The organism is Sphingomonas chlorellae (genome assembly GCF_056485145.1).
The window spans coordinates 354,119-370,202 of the sequence record NZ_JBQXXM010000002.1; the positions used below are offsets into that span (position 1 = coordinate 354,119).

Below are 16,084 nucleotides of genomic sequence, written 5' to 3' on the forward strand. Positions count from 1 at the left end.
ACGCACGCGCCCCGCGACCGCCGGTCAGTGCGTGCCGTCGGCGCCGCCCTTGTCGAGCTGTTTCACCATGTCGAGATGGTGCTGGACCTTGGGCGCGGTCGTCGCCGCGAACTTCTTGAGCGCGTCGTTGTCGCCGTCCTCGGCAAAGTCGCTGTGGAGCGTGTGCGCCTCGCTGTGCGCGGCGGTCTGCTGATCGAGATATGCCTTGTCGAAATCCTTGCCCGACAGCGGCTTGAGGTTGTCGATCAGCCCCTGGCGGCGATCGTCGAGCTGCTTGGGCGGGGTGAGCTGAAGATTGGCGGTCTTGAGCGTCGCCTTGAGCTGGTCGGTCGTCCTGGTGTGATCGGCGATCATCTGCTGGGCGAACTTCTTGATCGCGGGCGACTGCGACTTCTGGAGCGCGAGCTTGCTCGCCTCGATCTCGTACATGTCGCTGATCGCGGCATTGGTGACATAGCCGTCGGCCGTGTTGGCAGCGGGGGCGGCACCCATGCCGACGGCGGCGCCGGCGGTATCCTCGACCGTGCCCTGCGCGGCGCTGGCCGTGTTGCCCATGTCCGAGCCCATATTGTCGGCAGCGGTGGTGCCGTTGTCGGCCGTGGTGCCGCCGTTGCGATCGCAGGCAGTGAGCGCGAGCGCCGCGGCGCCCAAGAGAACGAAGGTCTTGGTCATGCGAACCTCTCCTTTTGGTGGCGGCTGAACCGATCGCGGCGCGATTGTGTTCCTTGGGGGGATATGGCGGCCGGAGGGTTTGTGGAGGTGCTAATGCAACGCGAGAGCGAAAAGGCCGGTGAATCGGGCGCCTCCGCCTGCGGTGCGTAACGCCGGGCGCGCGAGACCGAGGCGCGATTGCTAAGCAATTGCATGAGGCCCCGATTGGCGCGGACGGCGATTTGCGAGCGCGTTGCGGATCAGCGCCTCGCGCGGACGCTGGACGGGGACCCATAAGCCCGCGCCGCCGCGCTGGTTCCGGCGCGTTCCGGCGTGATCAAGGCCGGTGGGATCGCCGATCCGCAGCCGGAGCGTCGGAGGCGCCGACCGATCCGGTCGCGCCCGCGGCGCGGGGCCGCACGACGGCGCGCATCGGGCGATCCGCCGAGGCGGCGGCGGACGAAGATCGCGTGTTCGGTAACCGAGGCCATGGGAAGCGCGACCGGCGTGTATCCCGGGTCCGAACAGGCCTCGGCCGTCGCGTCATAGCGTGCCTCGGTTCCGGTCAGGCTTGGCTACGTTCGGCGTTCCGGGCGACGACGGTGGGCCAGGAAGGCGCGTTGAAAACCCGGGCATCGCGTCGGCGTTCGGCTGCGCGGAGCAGCGGAAGCAGAACCGGCGTGTATCGCAGGTCCGAACAGGCTCCGGCCATCGCGTCGGCGCGTGCCCCGGCATCGGCGGGGCCGGCTGCGTTCGGTGTTCCGGACGAAGACGGTGGGCCGGGGTGGCGCAATGAAGACCCGGCGGGCATCGCGTCGGCGTTCGGCCGCGCGGAGCAGCGGAAGCGGGACCGGCGTGTATCCCCGGTCCGCACAGGCCTCGGCCATCGCGTCAGCGCGCGCTCCGGCATCGGCGGGGGCAGGCTGCGTTCGGCGTTCCGGGCGAAGACGGCGGGACAGGAAGGCGCGATGAAAACCCGGGCATCGCGTCGGCGTTCGGCTGCGCGGAAAGGCGGAAGCAGGACCGGCGTGTATCCCCGGTCCGAACAGGCCCGGCCATCGCGTCGGCGCGCACCTCGGCCTCGGCGGGGGGGGGCAGGCTGCGTTCGGTGTCCCGGACGAACATGGTGGGCCGGGGTGGCGCGATGAAGACCCGCCGGGCATCGCATCGGCGTTCTCGCGCCAGCATCCGCGTCGCGCGCGCGGCCCGGTCGCCCGCGGCGCGGGGCCGCCGATGTCGACCGGGTCGCGGACGATCGCCCTGCCGCCTTCGGGCAGGTGCGGGATGCCGTCGGCCGTCAGCGCTTCGATCAGGCCCGTCTTGTTCGAACCGGGCCGCCGGCGACGATGTGGCGATGTGCGGCGATGGCGATTTCCCCCCCCCCTCGCGGGCGTCACTCCGGAAAATGGCCGAGCGCCGGGGTCAGGCGTCGTCGGGCCAGCCCGCCACCAGCCCGGCAAGATCGTCATGGCCGTCGGCGCGCAGGCCCTGTTCGACGCCGTGACGATTGGGCGCGGGCTGGTTCTGGCTGACCTTCCACTTGCCCTCGATCCGCTCGATCGCGACCTCCAGCCCGACGATGCCGTTCATCTGCGCCGCGATGAAGTCGGCGGGGGCGTCCGCCACGCGCCACGGCTCGGCCCGGCCGCGTTCGTGCGTCGCGGTGAGATCGGCGATCTGGTCGCGCAGCCAGTCGGCATCCTCGACAATGCGCGGCGCGCCCCGCACCTGAACGATCACATAGTTCCAGGTCGGCACCACCCTGCCGTGTTCGCGCTTGGCCGGATACCATGATGGCGAGACATAGGCCTGCGGGCCGTGGAACAGCACCAGCGTCGGCGCCCCCGCGCGGAGGTCGGCGACCTGCCCGTTCGCTTTGGCGAGATGGGCACGCAGGACACCGGTTTCACCGCGCGTCCGAAGGCCGAACGGGACGACATTCGCGATCAGGCCCGATGCTCCGCAGGTGATGAGCGTCGCGAGCGGATGCGCGCGGATCGCGTCGTGCAGGATTTCGACACGGTCTTCACGAAAGGCGGGCGGGCGATACATGCCGAAAGCATAGCATCCCGGCCGAAAGGATAGCAGCCCGGCAGAGTCGCCGCGAAGCCGGATCGGCGGCGGGCCTTGGCAACGCGGCACGGCGGGGGGATGATGCGCCGGATCGTTCCTCGCAGCGGACAAGGAGTCGCCATGGTTGTCGGTTCGTCCCGTCGTCGTCTGCGGGAAGCGTCGGGCGAAGCGGCGGGCGAAGCGGCATTGCCGGGCGATGCCGGGCCGCTCGACGGCGCGGCGCTGCGGAATGCGTTGCGGCGGTGGCGGTTGCTCCACCGCGTCAAGCAGGCGCACGCCGCCGAGCGGCTGGGCGTCGCGCAATCGACGATCTCGCGATGGGAGGACGGCACGCTGGCGATCGACCCGGCGGCGGCACGACGGATCGAGGCGCTGGTGGCGGCGCGGCTGAGCGATGCCGCCGATGCGGCGCTGAAACGGCTGATCGAGGAGAGCCCGCGCGCGATCCACCTCGTCTGCGACGCGAGCCACCGGCTGCTCGCCTTTTCGCCGCAGCGGGGCGCGTCGTTCGGCGTGGCGGGCGCGGCGCTGCTCGGCCGGTCGCTGTGGCGCTATTCGACCCCGGAGCTGATGGCGGCGGAGGCGGCGCTCGCGACGCGGGGATGGCACGACGCGCTGGCGCCCGCGCCGGTCGAGTTCGACACCGGCGACAACGGCGCCACGCTGGTTCCCATCCGGCCGAGCCGGTGTCGCTGGACGCGGATGACGCTGTCCGACGGCGCGAAGGCGAGGCTGGTCGAAACGCTGGCGGTGACCGGCTGAGCCTCAGCCGATCGCGTCGATGAGCGCGGGCAGCTCGGCGAGCGTTGCCAGGCGCCGGTAACGCGGCTCGCCGACCGGCTCGGCGGCATGTTCGTGCGCCCAGGCGAGCGGTTGCGGGACAAAGGCGGCCCAGGCGCCGGCGGCGAGCGCCGGCACGACGTCCGACCGCAGCGAATCGCCCGCCATGATCGCCTGTTCGGGCGCGACGCCGTGCCGCGCGAACAGCCCGGTAAAGGTCGCCACGGTCTTGTCGCTGACGATTTCGACCCCCGCAAAATAGCGGCCGAGCCCCGAGGCGGCGAGCTTTGCCTCCTGATGGAGCAGGTCGCCCTTGGTCACGAGGACGAGATCGCCGCGTTCGGCCAGTTGCGCGATCGTGTCCTCGACGCCGTCGAACAGCTCGACCGGATGGCCGAGCAGCGTCCGACCCGCGGCGAGGATGCGGCGGATATTGTCGATCGGCAGCGCGTCGCCCCCCAACGCGATCGCCGCCTCGATCATCGAGAGCGTGAAGCTTTTGGCGCCATAGCCATAATGGCCGAGGTTGCGCGCCTCGACCTCGGCCAGCGTCGCCTGCGCGATCCCCGCTTCGGCAAAGGGGGCGAGCATGTCGGCAAAGGCGGCCTCGGCAGCGTTGAAATGGCGCATATTGTGCCAGAGCGTGTCGTCGGCATCGAGCAGGATGAGCGAGATGGCCATGGGGCGGTTCCTGACGGGGCGCGGGCAGGACGCCCGTCGCCGATCGGCGCGGGTTGTGCCCGAACGCGCGGGCGGCGACCACGCATAACTTATGCGTTGGCGCTGCTGCGGCCGCCGGGCTAGGGGCGCGGCCCCATGTCCATATCCCGTCCCATGCTTGCCTTTGCGCTGATCGCCGGCGCGACCGTGACCGGCATCGCCGGCACCGACCTGATCCTTCCCGCCGTCCCGATGCTGCCCGGCGTGCTGGGCGGCAATGCGGCGCAGGCCCAGCTCGTTCTGGCGGCCTTTACCGCCGGTGCCGCGCTGGGGCTGCTCGCGTTCGGCGAGCTGGGGGCCCGCCACGATCCGCGGCGGCTGCTCGTCGCGTCGCTGCTGGCCTATGCGCTGGCGGGATTTGCATGTGCGGCGAGCCGCGAACTGCCCGTGCTGATCGCGCTGCGGTTCGCGCAGGGCGCGGCAGGCGCGGCGGCGGCGGTGTTCGCGCCGGGGATGATCCGCGCGCTGCACGGCGAGCAGGACGCGGTGCGGGCGCTGGGCGCGCTGGGAAGCATCGAGGCGATGGCGCCTGCGCTCGCGCCGCTGGCGGGCGCCTGGCTGCTCGCCCGGTTCGGCTGGCGCGCGGGGTTCCTGACGCTGGGCATGGTCGCGCTGATGCTGGCCGCAGCGATGCTGCGCTGGCCGCACCTGTTGCCGCGGCCGGCCGCGCGGCCGCGCACCGGAAGCTATGCCCGGCTGCTGCGCAACCGCGCGCTGATCGGCCATGCGCTGGGCTATGCCGGGACGCTGGGCGGCTTGCTGGTGTTCGTGTTCGGCGTGCCGGCGGTGTTCGAACGCACGCTGGGGCTGGGGATCGGCGCGTTCGTGACGCTCCAGATCTGCGGCATCCTGTGCTTTGCGGTGACGGCGAACCTGACCGGCCGCATCGTGCGCGCGATCGGCGCGGCGCGCGCGATCGTGACCGGATCGCTGATGAGTGCGGCGGGGGCGTTCGCGCTGTTCGCCTATGCGCTGGCGGGCGGTGCGCGGCTGGCGGTGATCGTCGCGCTGTTCGCGATCGTCAATGCCGGGCTGGGCGTGCGCGGGGCGCCCGGATTTCATGCCGCGATCGTCGCGGCGGGCGCCGATGACGCGCGTGCGGCGGCGCTGGTCGTGCTGGCGGTGCTGGCGACGGCGTCGGGCGGCACGGCGCTGACGGCACCATGGATCGACGGCGGCCTGCCGGTGATCGCGGGTGCGGCGCTGACGCTGATCCTGGGCGGGCTGGCCGCGCTGGCGCTGGTGCCGCGCGGGGAATGACGGCGGGGGTGATGAAGGCAGGGTGCTGAAGGCGGGGTGATGAAGGGGGGGCATTGCCGCCCCGGCGCGATGGCGGCCGGGGCGGCGAGTGCCTCACCAGATGCGCGCGCGCAGCGCGAGGCGCAGCGTGCGGCCCCAGGAGTCGTACTGGGGATAGGTGTTGAACCACGCGCCGGTGCCCGCATCGGCATAGCCGACGATCGGCGGATCCTTGTCGAACAGGTTCTGGACGTTGAAGCGCACGTCGACGCGCTTCGACAGCGGATAGCTGACCGACAGGTCGAACAGGCTGAGCGCGGGCATCCGCGGGATCAGCGGATAGCTGTCGGTATTGGTCGGCGACGGCCGCGACGCGAGCGGGGCGTTGGGCGCCAGTTTCGAGTTGGTCGTCGGCGAGGCATAGCGCCAGATCAGCGTGACGTTGCCCTTCCACGGCATGTCCCAGCCGAGCGTCGCGTAATGCCGGTATTTGGGCGAGGGCTCGGCGCAGAAGAAGCCGAAATAGCCGAGGCACGAATAGACCGGCGCATTGGGCGCGAACTGGCGGTTATAGGTGGTGTTGAGCGTGCCGTTGAAGCCGAAGTTGAGCCGGCCGATATCGGTGCCGACGAGCCGGCCCGGATTGGCCCAGGCATAGCTGAGCCCGAAATCGACGCCCTTGGTCTCGATGAAGCCCGAGTTCATGTAGCGCGCGTTGATTTCGGTGACGGCGCCGGTGGTCGGATCGCGCTTGATGAGCCCGCAATAGAAGGACACCTGCTGGTTGAAGCACTGGTCGGCGACCAGATCGGTGCGGATCCATTCGAACGCGCCGGTGATCTTGATCGCGAAATAGTCGACCGACGCGGTGAAGCCGGGGAGGAAGCGCGGCTGGGCGACGATGCCCGCGGTGACGCTGCGCGAGCGCTCGGGCTGAAGATCGGGGTTACCGCCGGGGCGGTAGAGCACCTGGCACAGCCCGTTGACGTCGCACCCGGCATAGCTGCCCAGCGCGTCATATTGCGCGCGCGTGATGCCGCTCGCCGCGCATTTTTCGAACGAATAGCGCGTGAGCGACGATCCCGTGGCCGGCGGCGCGCAGAAGTCGCGGAAGGTGCCGGTATAGGGATTGGCCGTCTGAAGCCGTTCGAGCACGCCCTGACGCAGCGCCTTGTTGAGGCTTCCGCGGAAACCCAGTCCGGCGAAGGGCCGATAGGTGAAATCGACCTTCCAGGTGTGGACGAGCTTTTCGAGCGAGCGATAGTCGGAGATGCGATAGGCGCCGCTGACGGTCAGTTCCTCGACGAAGCGCTTGTTCTGGACGAGCGGGAGTTCGAGTTCGCCGCCGAGCTCGTCGACCACGTCGGACGAGGCATAGCGCGACCACCAGTCATAGGCGCCGCTGCCCGATTCCGACACGCGGTTCCAGCGATGTTCGGCGACGACCGCGAAGCCGAGCGCGCTGTCGGCGAGCGGACTTTTGAGGCCGAGCGCGCCGAGCGTGCCCGAGACCGAGCCGTTGAGCACCATCTGGTCGATCTGGACCCGGCTGCCGCCGGTGCGGGTGATATAGTCCCAGACCTTGGCATCGGGCTGTTGCGTGCTGAAGGCGTCGAGCGGCACGCAGGCGGGATCGGTGCCGTCGATCACCGAGGTGCAGGTCGGCTTGCCGTTATAGTTGACGACCTTCATCGCGTTGGCGAAGCGGTCTTTCATCAGCCAGTAGTCGAAGATGTTGGTGCCCAGATATTTCTCGATCCGGCGCGATTTCTGGCCGCTGACGTCGAAGCGGATTTCGCGCGTGATGTCGCCGCTGAGATGCGCCGCGCCGCGCCAGTCGGTGATGTCGTTGCGATATTCGTTGGCATAGTCGGGCCGGAACACCGTCATCGAGAAGGGCGCCGTCGCGCCCGCCACCCCGGCATTGGCACCGCACACGATCGCCGCCTGCTGCGCGCTCATGAACGGGTTGTCGCACGGCATCTGGAACTCGGGCGAATAGAAGCCCACCGCCTGGGCGTTCTGTCCCTCCTGCTTGTAGCGGGTGTAGAGGAAGTTGGTGTCGAATTTCAGCGAGGAGCTGAAGTCGAAGCTGAAGAAGCCGCCGGCATTGTAGGTGCGGCCGCTGCGCTGGAGATAATCGCGCTGCGGCACGCGGACGATGTCGTTATAGTCATAGGGGCGCCAGTCGCGCGAACCGTCCTTGGCATTGGTCCATTCCGAACCGCCTGCATAGAACCAGTTATAGGGGTTGTATTCGGTGAAGCCGCACGACCAGGTGTCGTTCTTTTGCAGCGGCGGAACCGGGTTCTGGGGATTCTGATAGACCGGGCAGGCGGTGTGATCGAACTTGCTGAACGCCATCGGCACGGTGCGGCGGAAGCTGCCGAACAGGCTGATATTGCCGCGATTGTCGGCGAAGTTGGTGCCGGCGGTGAGGCTGACGAAATATTGCTGGCCGCCCCAGACGGTCTTGTCGGGGCGCGGATAGCCCGACTGGTCGAGCAGCTTGAGCATGAACTGGTTGTCGTTGGTGCTCTGTTGCGTGCTCGCCTCGGCATTGAGTTCGATGCCCTGGTAGCGGCGCTTGACGATGAAGTTGACGACGCCGGCGATGGCGTCCGAGCCATAGACGGCCGAGGCGCCGCCGGTGAGCACGTCGACGCGCTCGATCAGCGCCGAGGGGATGATGTTGACGTCGTTGGTCATCCGCTCGCCGTTGAGCAGATTGAGCGTGCGGCCGGTGCCGAGCTTGCGCAGGTTGATCCGCGCCGGCCCGAGCCGGGGATCGTTGCTGCCGCGCTCGCCGAGCATCGGTGCGATCTGGGGAATCGCGCTGAGCGTTTCGTCGAGCCGCCCGAGCCCGCGCTGCGAGATCATTTCCTTGTCGACGACGGTGATCGGCGTGGCGGTGGAGACATCGGTGCGGCGGATGCGGGTGCCGGTGACGAGAATCTCGCCATGGCCGGGCTTTTCCTCGGCGCGCGGCGCAGTATCGTCCTGTGCCTCGGCAGCGGTGGCGTCGGCGGTGGTGGCGGCGCTGTCCTGTGCGTGCGCAGGCTGGCACAAGGCGAGGCCGAGCGCGAGCGCGCTCGCACCCGTGGTGCGAAACTTCATGTTATCCTCCCCTTTGGGCTCCCTCACGTTGGAGGAAGCAGGGAAAGAATATCGTATACTCTGATTCGTTCAAGACACTTTGGTGACGTGGAGCGCTTATTTGTCGTACATATCATGCGCGGAGGAGCGCGGGCCGGCAGGGCGCACAGCGATCCGCGCGAAAGGCGCGCGACGTGAACCGCGCCCGCGCGAGAGGGTGGCCGCATGGCGGGATGGCGTGGCGGCGCAGTCGTGCCCCGTGGATGCCCCATCTTGATCGCCGGCCCCTTAAGAACATAAAGTGAACAAATGCGACTCGCCCTTCCTTCCTTGCGCCCCGGTCTTCCGGCGCGCCGCGCCATCGGCGTCGGTGCGGTCGACGCCGCGCTGGGCGGCGGGCTGGTCATGGGCGCCGTGCACGAATTCCACGCGGCGGCGCCCGAGGATGCCCCGGCGGTCGCAGGCCTTGCCCTGGGGATGGCGGCGGGAACGGCGGCGGGGCGGACGATGCTGTGGCTGCGATCGCGTCGCGCCGTGCGGGCAGGAGGCGTGCTCCAGGCTCCGGGCTGGGCCGAACTGGGCGTCCCGCCCGGCGCATGGCTGCTGGGCCAGGTCGACGACGACAAGGCGCTGCTGCGCGCCGCGGTCGATGCGCTGCGCTGCGCGGCACTGGGGGCGGTGGTCGTCGAAGGTCGGGGGGCGCTGCGCGACCTCGACCTGACGGCCAGTCGCCGTCTGGCGCTGGCAGCGGAGAAGTCGGGCGTCACGCTGTTCCTGCTGCGCCCCGATTCGCAACCGGCGCCGAGCGCGGCGCAGACCCGATGGCGCGTTGCCGCCGCCCCGTCGCGCGCGCTGCCGGGCCGCGCCCCGGGCGCCCCCGCCTATGACATCGAACTGCTGCGCCAGAAGGGCGGCCCCGGCGGCCTGCACTGGCGATTGGAGTGGGATCGTGACCAATGCCTGTTCCGGGAAGCGCCGCCATCTGGCGATGTGGTTCCCGTTCCTGTCCGCCGAGCGGTTGCGGCGACAGGAACCCGCAACGCCGCCTGACGCGCCGCTGGCGCTGATCGAAAGTGTGCGCGGCGCGCTGCGGCTGGCCGCGGTCGATGCCCGCGCGCAGGCGCTGGGGCTCGCCCCCGGCCTGACGCTCGCCGACGCGCGCGCGCGGCTGCCCGCGCTGTTCACGACGGGCATGGACGCGGCGGCGGACCGGCACTGGCTGGAAAAGCTCGCGCGCGATTGCGTCCGCTGGTCGCCGCTTGTCATGCCGGTGCCGCCCGACGCGATCGTGATCGACATTGCCGGATGCGCACACCTGTTCGGCGGCGAGCCCGGCCTGGTTGCCGAGGTGGAGGCGACGATGGCGGCGCGCGGCATGACGGTGCGCTGTGCCGTCGCCGATACGATTGCGGCGGCGCAGGCGCTCGCCCGTCATGCGCGCCTGCCCGTCACCGATACGGCGGCCGCGATCCGCGCGCTGCCCGTCGTCGCGCTGGGACTGGAGGCAGAGGCGACGCAGGCGCTGGTGCGGGCCGGGCTGAAATCGGTGGGCGAGGTGGCAGCTCGCCCGGCCGCGACCATCGCCGCGCGATGCGGCATGGCGGCGGTCACCGCGCTGAACCTGCTGATGGGGGAGGCGCAGGCGCCGCTCGACCCGCTGCCGCCCGCGGCGCCGTTGCGCTTCGAACGGCGCTTCGCCGAGCCGATCGGGCACCAGGATGCGGTCGCCGCCTGTTTTCGCGACCTGTTGCAGGCGGCGGCGGACGAACTCGAGCGGCGCGGGCTGGGCGGGCGACGCTTTCGCCTCACCCTGTGCCGCAGCGACGGTGCGCGTCACCGGCTGGATATCGAGACGGGCGCGCCGACGCGCGATCCGGCGCCGGTATTGCGGCTGTTCGACGAGCGGATCGCCGCGCTTGCCGACCCGCTCGACCCGGGCTTCGGCTATGACAGCATCCGCCTTGCCGTCGCCGCCGCCGAGCCGCTGGCACCCGCCCAGCCCGCGCTCGACGGCACCGAACGCGACGCGCAGACGATCGCCGATCTGGTCGACCGGCTGAGCACCCGGCTGGGGCCGCAATGCCTGGTGCGCCTGGCGCCGCAGGACACCCATCTGCCCGAACAGGCGCAGCATGCGCTGCCGGCGCTTCGCCACCCCGCCGCACCCTCATGGCCCCCGCCGCCGCCGGGCGAGCCGCCGATGCGTCCGCTTTTCCTGTTCGACCCGCCGCAGCCGGTCGAGGTGATCGCACAGGTGCCCGACGGTCCGCCGCATCGTTTTCGCTGGCAGCAGAAGTTGCACGAAGTCCGCCTGTATGAAGGGCCGGAACGCATTGCCGCGCCCTGGTGGCGGCGGCGGGGCGGGGAGCAACCCGGCAATCAGGGGCTGACGCGCGACTATTACCGGATCGAGGATGCGAACGGGCGGCGCTTCTGGATCTTCCGCCACGGCCTTTACGACGAAAAGCCCGACCCCTGCTGGTATCTGCACGGGCTGTTCGCATGAACGCGCCCCCGGACTTCGCCGAACTGGCGGCCGCGACCAATTACAGCTTTCTGCGCGGGGCATCGCACCCGGCAGCGATGGTGTCGCACGCGCAGGCGTTGGGAATGCGGGGCATCGGCATCGCCGACCGCAACACCGTGGCGGGCGTGGTGCGTGCGCATGTCGCCTGGCGCGAACTGGGCGGAGCGGCGAGCGGGATGCGGCTGGCGGTCGGCGCCCGGCTGGTCTTTGCCGACGATACACCGGACATCGTCGCCTATCCCGCCACGCGCCATGGCTGGGGGCGGCTGACGCGGTTGCTGACGCTGGGCAACCGGCGCGCCGACAAGGGCGATTGCATCCTCTATCTGCCCGACCTGCTCGATCATGCCGACGATCTGCTGCTGATCGCGACCGGCGGCGGCCCGACGGTGCTGGAACGGCTGTGCGCGGTGCGCCCGCACGCGGTCTGGCGCGCCGTCACGATGCATCGCACCGGCGCCGATGCGCGGCGACTGGCGCAGGCACAGGCGCTTTCCGCCGCAACGGGCGTGCCGCTGATCGCGACCAACGATGCGTGCTATGCCACGCCCGACTGTCGCCCGCTCCACGACGTGATGACGTGCATCCGCGAGGGCGTGAGCATCCACGCCGCGGGCCGCCGCCTGGCCGCCAATGCCGAACGCCATCTCAAGTCGCCGGGCGAAATGGCACGGCTGTTCGCGGCATGCCCCGAGGCGATCGCGGCGACGGCCGACCTGCTTTCACGCATCGCCTTCACGCTCGACGACCTGAAATACGAATATCCGCACGAGCCGGTGCCCGAGGGATGGGAGCCGCAGGACTGGCTGGAGCACCTGGTCCGCGAGGGCGCGCGTGCGCATTTCCCGCAAGCCCTGCCCGATGCCTATGAAACCGTGCTGGCAGAGGAATTCACGCTGATTCGCCGGTGCGGCTATGCCTGTTATTTCCTGACGGTCCACGACATCGTCCGCCATGCCCGCAGCCTTTCGCCGCCGATCCTGTGCCAGGGGCGGGGGAGCGCGGCCAATTCGCTCGTCTGCTATTTCCTGGGTATCACGCCGATCGATCCGGTTCGCGAAAAGCTGCTGTTCTCGCGGTTCCTCTCCGAAGAGCGCAACGAGCCGCCCGATATCGACGTCGATTTCGAGCATGAGCGCCGCGAGGAGATCATGCAGTATATCTATGCCCGTTACGGCCGCGAACGGGCGGGCATCGCCGCCACCGTCATCCATTACCGCCCGCGCAGCACATTGCGCGAGGTGGGCAAGGCGCTGGGGCTGACCGAGGATGTGACGGCGCGGCTCGCCTCGACCATCTGGGGCCATTGGGGGGACGATGTTCCCCAAAGCCGGATGATCGAAGCCGGGTTCGATCCCGCCAATCCGGTCATCGCGCGGCTGAAGGCGCTGGTCGACCAGCTGCTGACCTTTCCGCGCCACCTGTCGCAGCATGTCGGCGGCTTCGTGCTGACCGAGGGGCGGCTCGACGAGCTGGTGCCGATCCACAATGCCGCGATGCCCGACCGCACCTTCATCGAATGGGACAAGGACGATATCGACGCGCTCGGGCTGATGAAGGTCGATGTGCTCGCGCTCGGCATGCTGACCTGCATCCGCAAGAGTTTCGACCTGCTGCGCCGGCACGAACGGGGCGACTACACGCTCGCCAACGTGCCGCTCGAGGATCCCGGCGTCTACGCAATGCTCCGGCGCGGCGACAGCATCGGCACCTTTCAGGTCGAAAGCCGCGCCCAGATCGCGATGCTGCCGCGCATGAAGCCCGCGAAACTGTACGATCTCGTCATCCAGGTGGCGATCGTTCGCCCCGGGCCGATCCAGGGCGGCATGGTCCATCCCTATCTGCGCCGTCGCAACAGGGAGGAGGCGGTGGTCTATCCCTCGCCCGCGCCGCCGCACGACCCGGATGAGCTGCGCCATGTGCTCGAAAAGACGCTGGGCGTGCCGCTGTTCCAGGAGCAGGCGATGAAGCTGGCGATGACTGCCGCCGGCTTCACCGCAGCGGAGGCCGACGGGCTGCGCCGCGCGATGGCGACCTTTCGCAACCACGGCACCATCCATCGTTATCGGCAGCAGATGATCGAGGGCATGGTCGCGCGCGGCTATGACCGCGATTTCGCCGAACGCTGTTTCGAACAGATCAAGGGCTTCGGCGAATATGGCTTTCCCGAAAGCCATGCCCAGGCCTTTGGCTGGCTGGCCTATGTTTCGGCATGGCTCAAATGCCGTCACCCGGCGGTGTTCACCTGCGCGCTGCTCAACAGCCAGCCGATGGGTTTCTATGCGCCGGCCCAGCTGGTGCAGGACGCGCGCGACCATGGCGTCGAGGTCCGCGCGGCCGATGTGGGCGCGAGCCAATGGGACAGTTCGCTGGAGCCGGGGGAAGCCGGCGCGCTTGCGTTGCGGCTGGGCCTGTCGCGGATCGACGGGTTTCGCCGCGACTGGGCGGATGCGGTGGTGCAGGCGCGCGCGCAACGCCCGTTCGCCAGTATCGAGGAGGTGGCGCATCGCGCCGCGCTGCCCACCCGCGCGCTGAACCTGCTTGCCGATGCCGACGCCTTTGGCTCGCTGGGGCAGGACCGGCGCACCGCCGGGTGGAATGTCCGCCGCATGCCGCCGGGCCAGTTGCCGCTGTTCGCGGCGCTCGACGTCCCCGAAATGGCCCCCGAACCGGCAAGCGACCTGCCCGCCCTGTCGCCGTCGGAAGCGATCGTTGCCGACTATCAGGCCACCCGGCTGTCGCTGAAGGGGCACCCGATGCAGTTTCTGCGCGCGCGGCTGGAGCGGGAAGGCGTGCTGTGCTGCGCGGCGGCCAATGCCGTGCCCGACGGTCGCAAGGCCAGGGTCGCGGGCGTCGTCCTGACGCGCCAGCGCCCGGGCAAGGGCAATGCGGTGTTCATCACGATCGAGGACGAGACCGGCATCGTCAACGCGCTCTTGTGGGCGCGCGACATGGAACGGCAGCGCCGCGCCGTCATGGCCGCGCGCCTGATGCTGATCGAGGGCAGGATCCAGAAGAGCAAGGAAGGCGTGGTCCACCTGATGGCCGATCGCGTCCACGACCGGACCGACCTGCTCGATTGCCTGTCGCGCGACGGCGATGCGCTGCCGCCCGCCACTTCGGGCGACGAAGCCCGCCACCCCCAGCGGCCGCGCGCCCACGGCCATCCGCGCGACGTCCGCATCCTGCCGCCGTCGCGCGACTTTCACTGACGCGCTGCACGGGCGCGCGATCGCCCCGGCGGGTCAGCCGACGAAGCGCGCGACGAGATCGCGCAACGGAAGGCGCGCCTGCATGCGGACGGCGAGCAGCGCAGTGCCGCTGATCTTGCGCTGGAGGAACAGCGTCGCGGCGGGCGGCACATGCCAGCTCGCGCGATCGGCGAGCATGGGGGCGGCGAGGTCGCGCAGCGGGCCGACAAAGCTGCGATCGCCGAAGTCGAAATCTTCCGGGCGATTGGCGTGCGCGAGCACCGTGTCGATGATCGCGTCGATCGCCGCGCCGTGCCGCGCGACGAGCGTGGGCGAGACGAACCCCGCCGCGAGGATCGCCGTGCGCACCGCCGCGCGATCATTGGCAAGTCCCGCCGCGAGCAGCGCGCGATAGGCGTCGCGCGCCGCGGGATCGACCGCGCGTGCGGCGCCGAAATCGAGCAGTACCAGCCGCCCGGTGTCGGGCTGGAAACGATAATTGGCGAAATTGGGGTCGGTCTGCATGAAACCGAACTCGAACAGCTCGCGCAGCACCAGTTCGAGCAGCCGCGCCATCGTCGCATCGCGCACCGCCCGAGGCGCGGCGGCGAGCGTGTCGATCGGCGCGCCGGGGATGAAATCCATCGCGAGCACGCGCGAACGGGTCAGATCGACGACGGGGCGGGGGACGACGAAACCGGGCTCGCCCGCGAGCAGATCGGCATAACGCGTCATCTGCGCCGCCTCGCGCGCATAGTCGGCCTCTTCGTGAAGCTGGCGCTTGGCCTCGGCGAGCAGCGGCGCGATATCGAGCGCGGCGGGCAGCAGCCCCGAGACGCGCAGCAGCGTCGCGACATTGTCGACATCGGCGTCGATGCTCTCGCGCACGCCCGGATATTGCACCTTCACCGCAATCACGCGCCCGTCGGGAAGCGTCGCGCGATGGACCTGGCCGATCGAGGCGGCGGCGATCGGGCTCGCGTCGAACTGGACGAAGCGGCGGCGCCAGTCGGCGCCCCATTCGGCGGCGAGCACGCGCTGAAGCTGTGCGGGCGGCATGCGGTGCGCCTGATCGCGCAGCCGGGCGAGGATCGCGGTCAGCTCGGCCGGAAGCACGTCGCCGCCGTCCATCGACAGCATCTGGCCCAGCTTCATCGCTGCGCCGCGCAGCCGTGCGAGCTGTTCGGTGACGCGGATCGTATTGGCGGGGGTGAGCAGCAGTTGCGAGAGCTGGGGCCGCTCGCCGCGGGCGAGGCGGCGCGCGCCCTCCGCCACGGCGCCGCCGGCGACGCCGGTCGCCAGCCGTCCGAACGCCGCCAGCCGCGACAGCCGTGCCGCAGGGACCGCACGCCCGCCGGGGCGGGACGGGGGCGTATCGTCGGTCATCGCAGTCTCCGTTGCAGCCACGGGCGGACCCGCAGAAAGCGCGTATAGAGTGCATCGAGCAGCGCGAGCACCCCCGGCAGCCGCGCGGCAAGGCCGAACGGGCGCAGCAGCGGGATCGCGCGCCACATCGCGGCGAAGGCGGCGGCGCCCGATAGCAGCCGGCCGTCCTCTTCGGCGTGGAAACGCGCGAGCATCGCGGCGCGGTCGACCGGGCAGGTGCCGCTGGGTCCGGTCAGGTCGACAAAGGCGATCGCGCCGCGCCGATCGAGCCGGCGCATCAGCGCGATCTCGCGACGACATAGCGGGCAGCCGCCGTCGAACCACACGGTCACGCGTGGCCGGACGCCCGCAGACGGGGGAAGGGGACCGGACATCGCGCGCCCCTGCGCCCGATGCGCCGCCAAGGCGACCTGCCCAATGG

General features: G+C 70.1%; 11 protein-coding genes. 5 read left to right on the forward strand and 6 right to left on the reverse strand.

What is annotated here, in order from left to right:
* Positions 1–24: 24 nt before the first annotated feature.
* Together ACT3CF_RS07955 and ACT3CF_RS07960 are read right to left on the reverse strand one after the other, a co-directional pair.
* Complete coding sequence (locus ACT3CF_RS07955) at positions 25–672, reverse strand: DUF4142 domain-containing protein (protein WP_478421713.1); 648 nt, start codon at positions 670–672, stop codon at positions 25–27.
* 1,401 nt (positions 673–2,073) lie between these two features.
* Positions 2,074–2,703: an FMN-binding negative transcriptional regulator gene (locus tag ACT3CF_RS07960; RefSeq protein WP_478421714.1), complete on the reverse strand. Its 630-nt coding sequence runs from the start codon at positions 2,701–2,703 to the stop codon at positions 2,074–2,076.
* A gap of 141 nt (positions 2,704–2,844) precedes the next feature.
* Here ACT3CF_RS07960 and ACT3CF_RS07965 point away from each other — a divergent pair, with 141 nt between their 5' ends.
* Positions 2,845–3,486: a helix-turn-helix domain-containing protein gene (locus ACT3CF_RS07965; protein ID WP_478421715.1), complete on the forward strand. Its 642-nt coding sequence runs from the start codon at positions 2,845–2,847 to the stop codon at positions 3,484–3,486.
* A 3-nt stretch (positions 3,487–3,489) separates the two neighbouring features.
* On the opposite strand, the gene ACT3CF_RS07970 is transcribed toward ACT3CF_RS07965, so the two are convergent.
* Positions 3,490–4,185 (reverse strand): HAD family hydrolase, encoded by a 696-nt coding sequence (locus ACT3CF_RS07970; RefSeq protein ID WP_478421716.1) that lies wholly within the window; start codon positions 4,183–4,185, stop codon positions 3,490–3,492.
* A 135-nt stretch (positions 4,186–4,320) separates the two neighbouring features.
* Here ACT3CF_RS07970 and ACT3CF_RS07975 point away from each other — a divergent pair, with 135 nt between their 5' ends.
* Entirely contained in the window at positions 4,321–5,484 is a 1,164-nt protein-coding gene (locus tag ACT3CF_RS07975; protein WP_478421717.1) for an MFS transporter, read from the forward strand.
* A gap of 93 nt (positions 5,485–5,577) precedes the next feature.
* On the opposite strand, the gene ACT3CF_RS07980 is transcribed toward ACT3CF_RS07975, so the two are convergent.
* Positions 5,578–8,580: a TonB-dependent receptor domain-containing protein gene (locus tag ACT3CF_RS07980; RefSeq protein WP_478421718.1), complete on the reverse strand. Its 3,003-nt coding sequence runs from the start codon at positions 8,578–8,580 to the stop codon at positions 5,578–5,580.
* 288 nt (positions 8,581–8,868) lie between these two features.
* Between ACT3CF_RS07980 and ACT3CF_RS07985 the strand changes: the two genes are divergently transcribed.
* From ACT3CF_RS07985 to ACT3CF_RS07995, 3 genes are read left to right on the forward strand one after another with little or no spacing between them, the layout of a single operon-like run.
* Positions 8,869–9,609 carry an ImuA family protein gene (locus ACT3CF_RS07985; RefSeq protein WP_478421719.1) on the forward strand — a complete coding sequence of 247 codons (741 nt, stop codon included), beginning with the start codon at positions 8,869–8,871 and terminating at the stop codon, positions 9,607–9,609.
* Positions 9,548–11,065: a Y-family DNA polymerase gene (locus tag ACT3CF_RS07990; protein ID WP_478421925.1), complete on the forward strand. Its 1,518-nt coding sequence runs from the start codon at positions 9,548–9,550 to the stop codon at positions 11,063–11,065. Before ACT3CF_RS07985 ends, ACT3CF_RS07990 begins: the two co-directional genes overlap by 62 nt.
* Complete coding sequence (locus ACT3CF_RS07995; protein ID WP_478421720.1) at positions 11,062–14,298, forward strand: error-prone DNA polymerase; 3,237 nt, start codon at positions 11,062–11,064, stop codon at positions 14,296–14,298. The genes ACT3CF_RS07990 and ACT3CF_RS07995 overlap by 4 nt, the downstream gene beginning before the upstream one ends.
* A 33-nt stretch (positions 14,299–14,331) precedes the next feature.
* Here the strand turns inward: ACT3CF_RS07995 and ACT3CF_RS08000 are convergent, their stop codons facing one another.
* Complete coding sequence (locus ACT3CF_RS08000) at positions 14,332–15,663, reverse strand: ABC1 kinase family protein (RefSeq protein ID WP_478421721.1); 1,332 nt, start codon at positions 15,661–15,663, stop codon at positions 14,332–14,334.
* Entirely contained in the window at positions 15,660–16,037 is a 378-nt protein-coding gene (locus ACT3CF_RS08005) for a thiol-disulfide oxidoreductase DCC family protein (RefSeq protein ID WP_478421722.1), read from the reverse strand. Before ACT3CF_RS08005 ends, ACT3CF_RS08000 begins: the two co-directional genes overlap by 4 nt.
* Between the last annotated feature and the right edge of the window lie 47 nt (positions 16,038–16,084).

What these genes read in the sequence shown, in the direction of transcription:
- ACT3CF_RS07965 (WP_478421715.1), top strand. Translation starts at nt 2,845, where the DNA reads ATGGTTGTCGGTTCGTCCCGTCGTCGTCTGCGGGAAGCGTCGGGCGAA.
- ACT3CF_RS08000 (WP_478421721.1), bottom strand. Translation starts at nt 15,663, where the DNA reads ATGACCGACGATACGCCCCCGTCCCGCCCCGGCGGGCGTGCGGTCCCT.
- ACT3CF_RS07980 (WP_478421718.1), bottom strand. Translation starts at nt 8,580, where the DNA reads ATGAAGTTTCGCACCACGGGTGCGAGCGCGCTCGCGCTCGGCCTCGCC.
- ACT3CF_RS07985 (WP_478421719.1), top strand. Translation starts at nt 8,869, where the DNA reads ATGCGACTCGCCCTTCCTTCCTTGCGCCCCGGTCTTCCGGCGCGCCGC.
- ACT3CF_RS07955 (WP_478421713.1), bottom strand. Translation starts at nt 672, where the DNA reads ATGACCAAGACCTTCGTTCTCTTGGGCGCCGCGGCGCTCGCGCTCACT.
- ACT3CF_RS07960 (WP_478421714.1), bottom strand. Translation starts at nt 2,703, where the DNA reads ATGTATCGCCCGCCCGCCTTTCGTGAAGACCGTGTCGAAATCCTGCAC.
- ACT3CF_RS07975 (WP_478421717.1), top strand. Translation starts at nt 4,321, where the DNA reads ATGTCCATATCCCGTCCCATGCTTGCCTTTGCGCTGATCGCCGGCGCG.
- ACT3CF_RS07990 (WP_478421925.1), top strand. Translation starts at nt 9,548, where the DNA reads ATGTGGTTCCCGTTCCTGTCCGCCGAGCGGTTGCGGCGACAGGAACCC.
- ACT3CF_RS08005 (WP_478421722.1), bottom strand. Translation starts at nt 16,037, where the DNA reads ATGTCCGGTCCCCTTCCCCCGTCTGCGGGCGTCCGGCCACGCGTGACC.
- ACT3CF_RS07970 (WP_478421716.1), bottom strand. Translation starts at nt 4,185, where the DNA reads ATGGCCATCTCGCTCATCCTGCTCGATGCCGACGACACGCTCTGGCAC.
- ACT3CF_RS07995 (WP_478421720.1), top strand. Translation starts at nt 11,062, where the DNA reads ATGAACGCGCCCCCGGACTTCGCCGAACTGGCGGCCGCGACCAATTAC.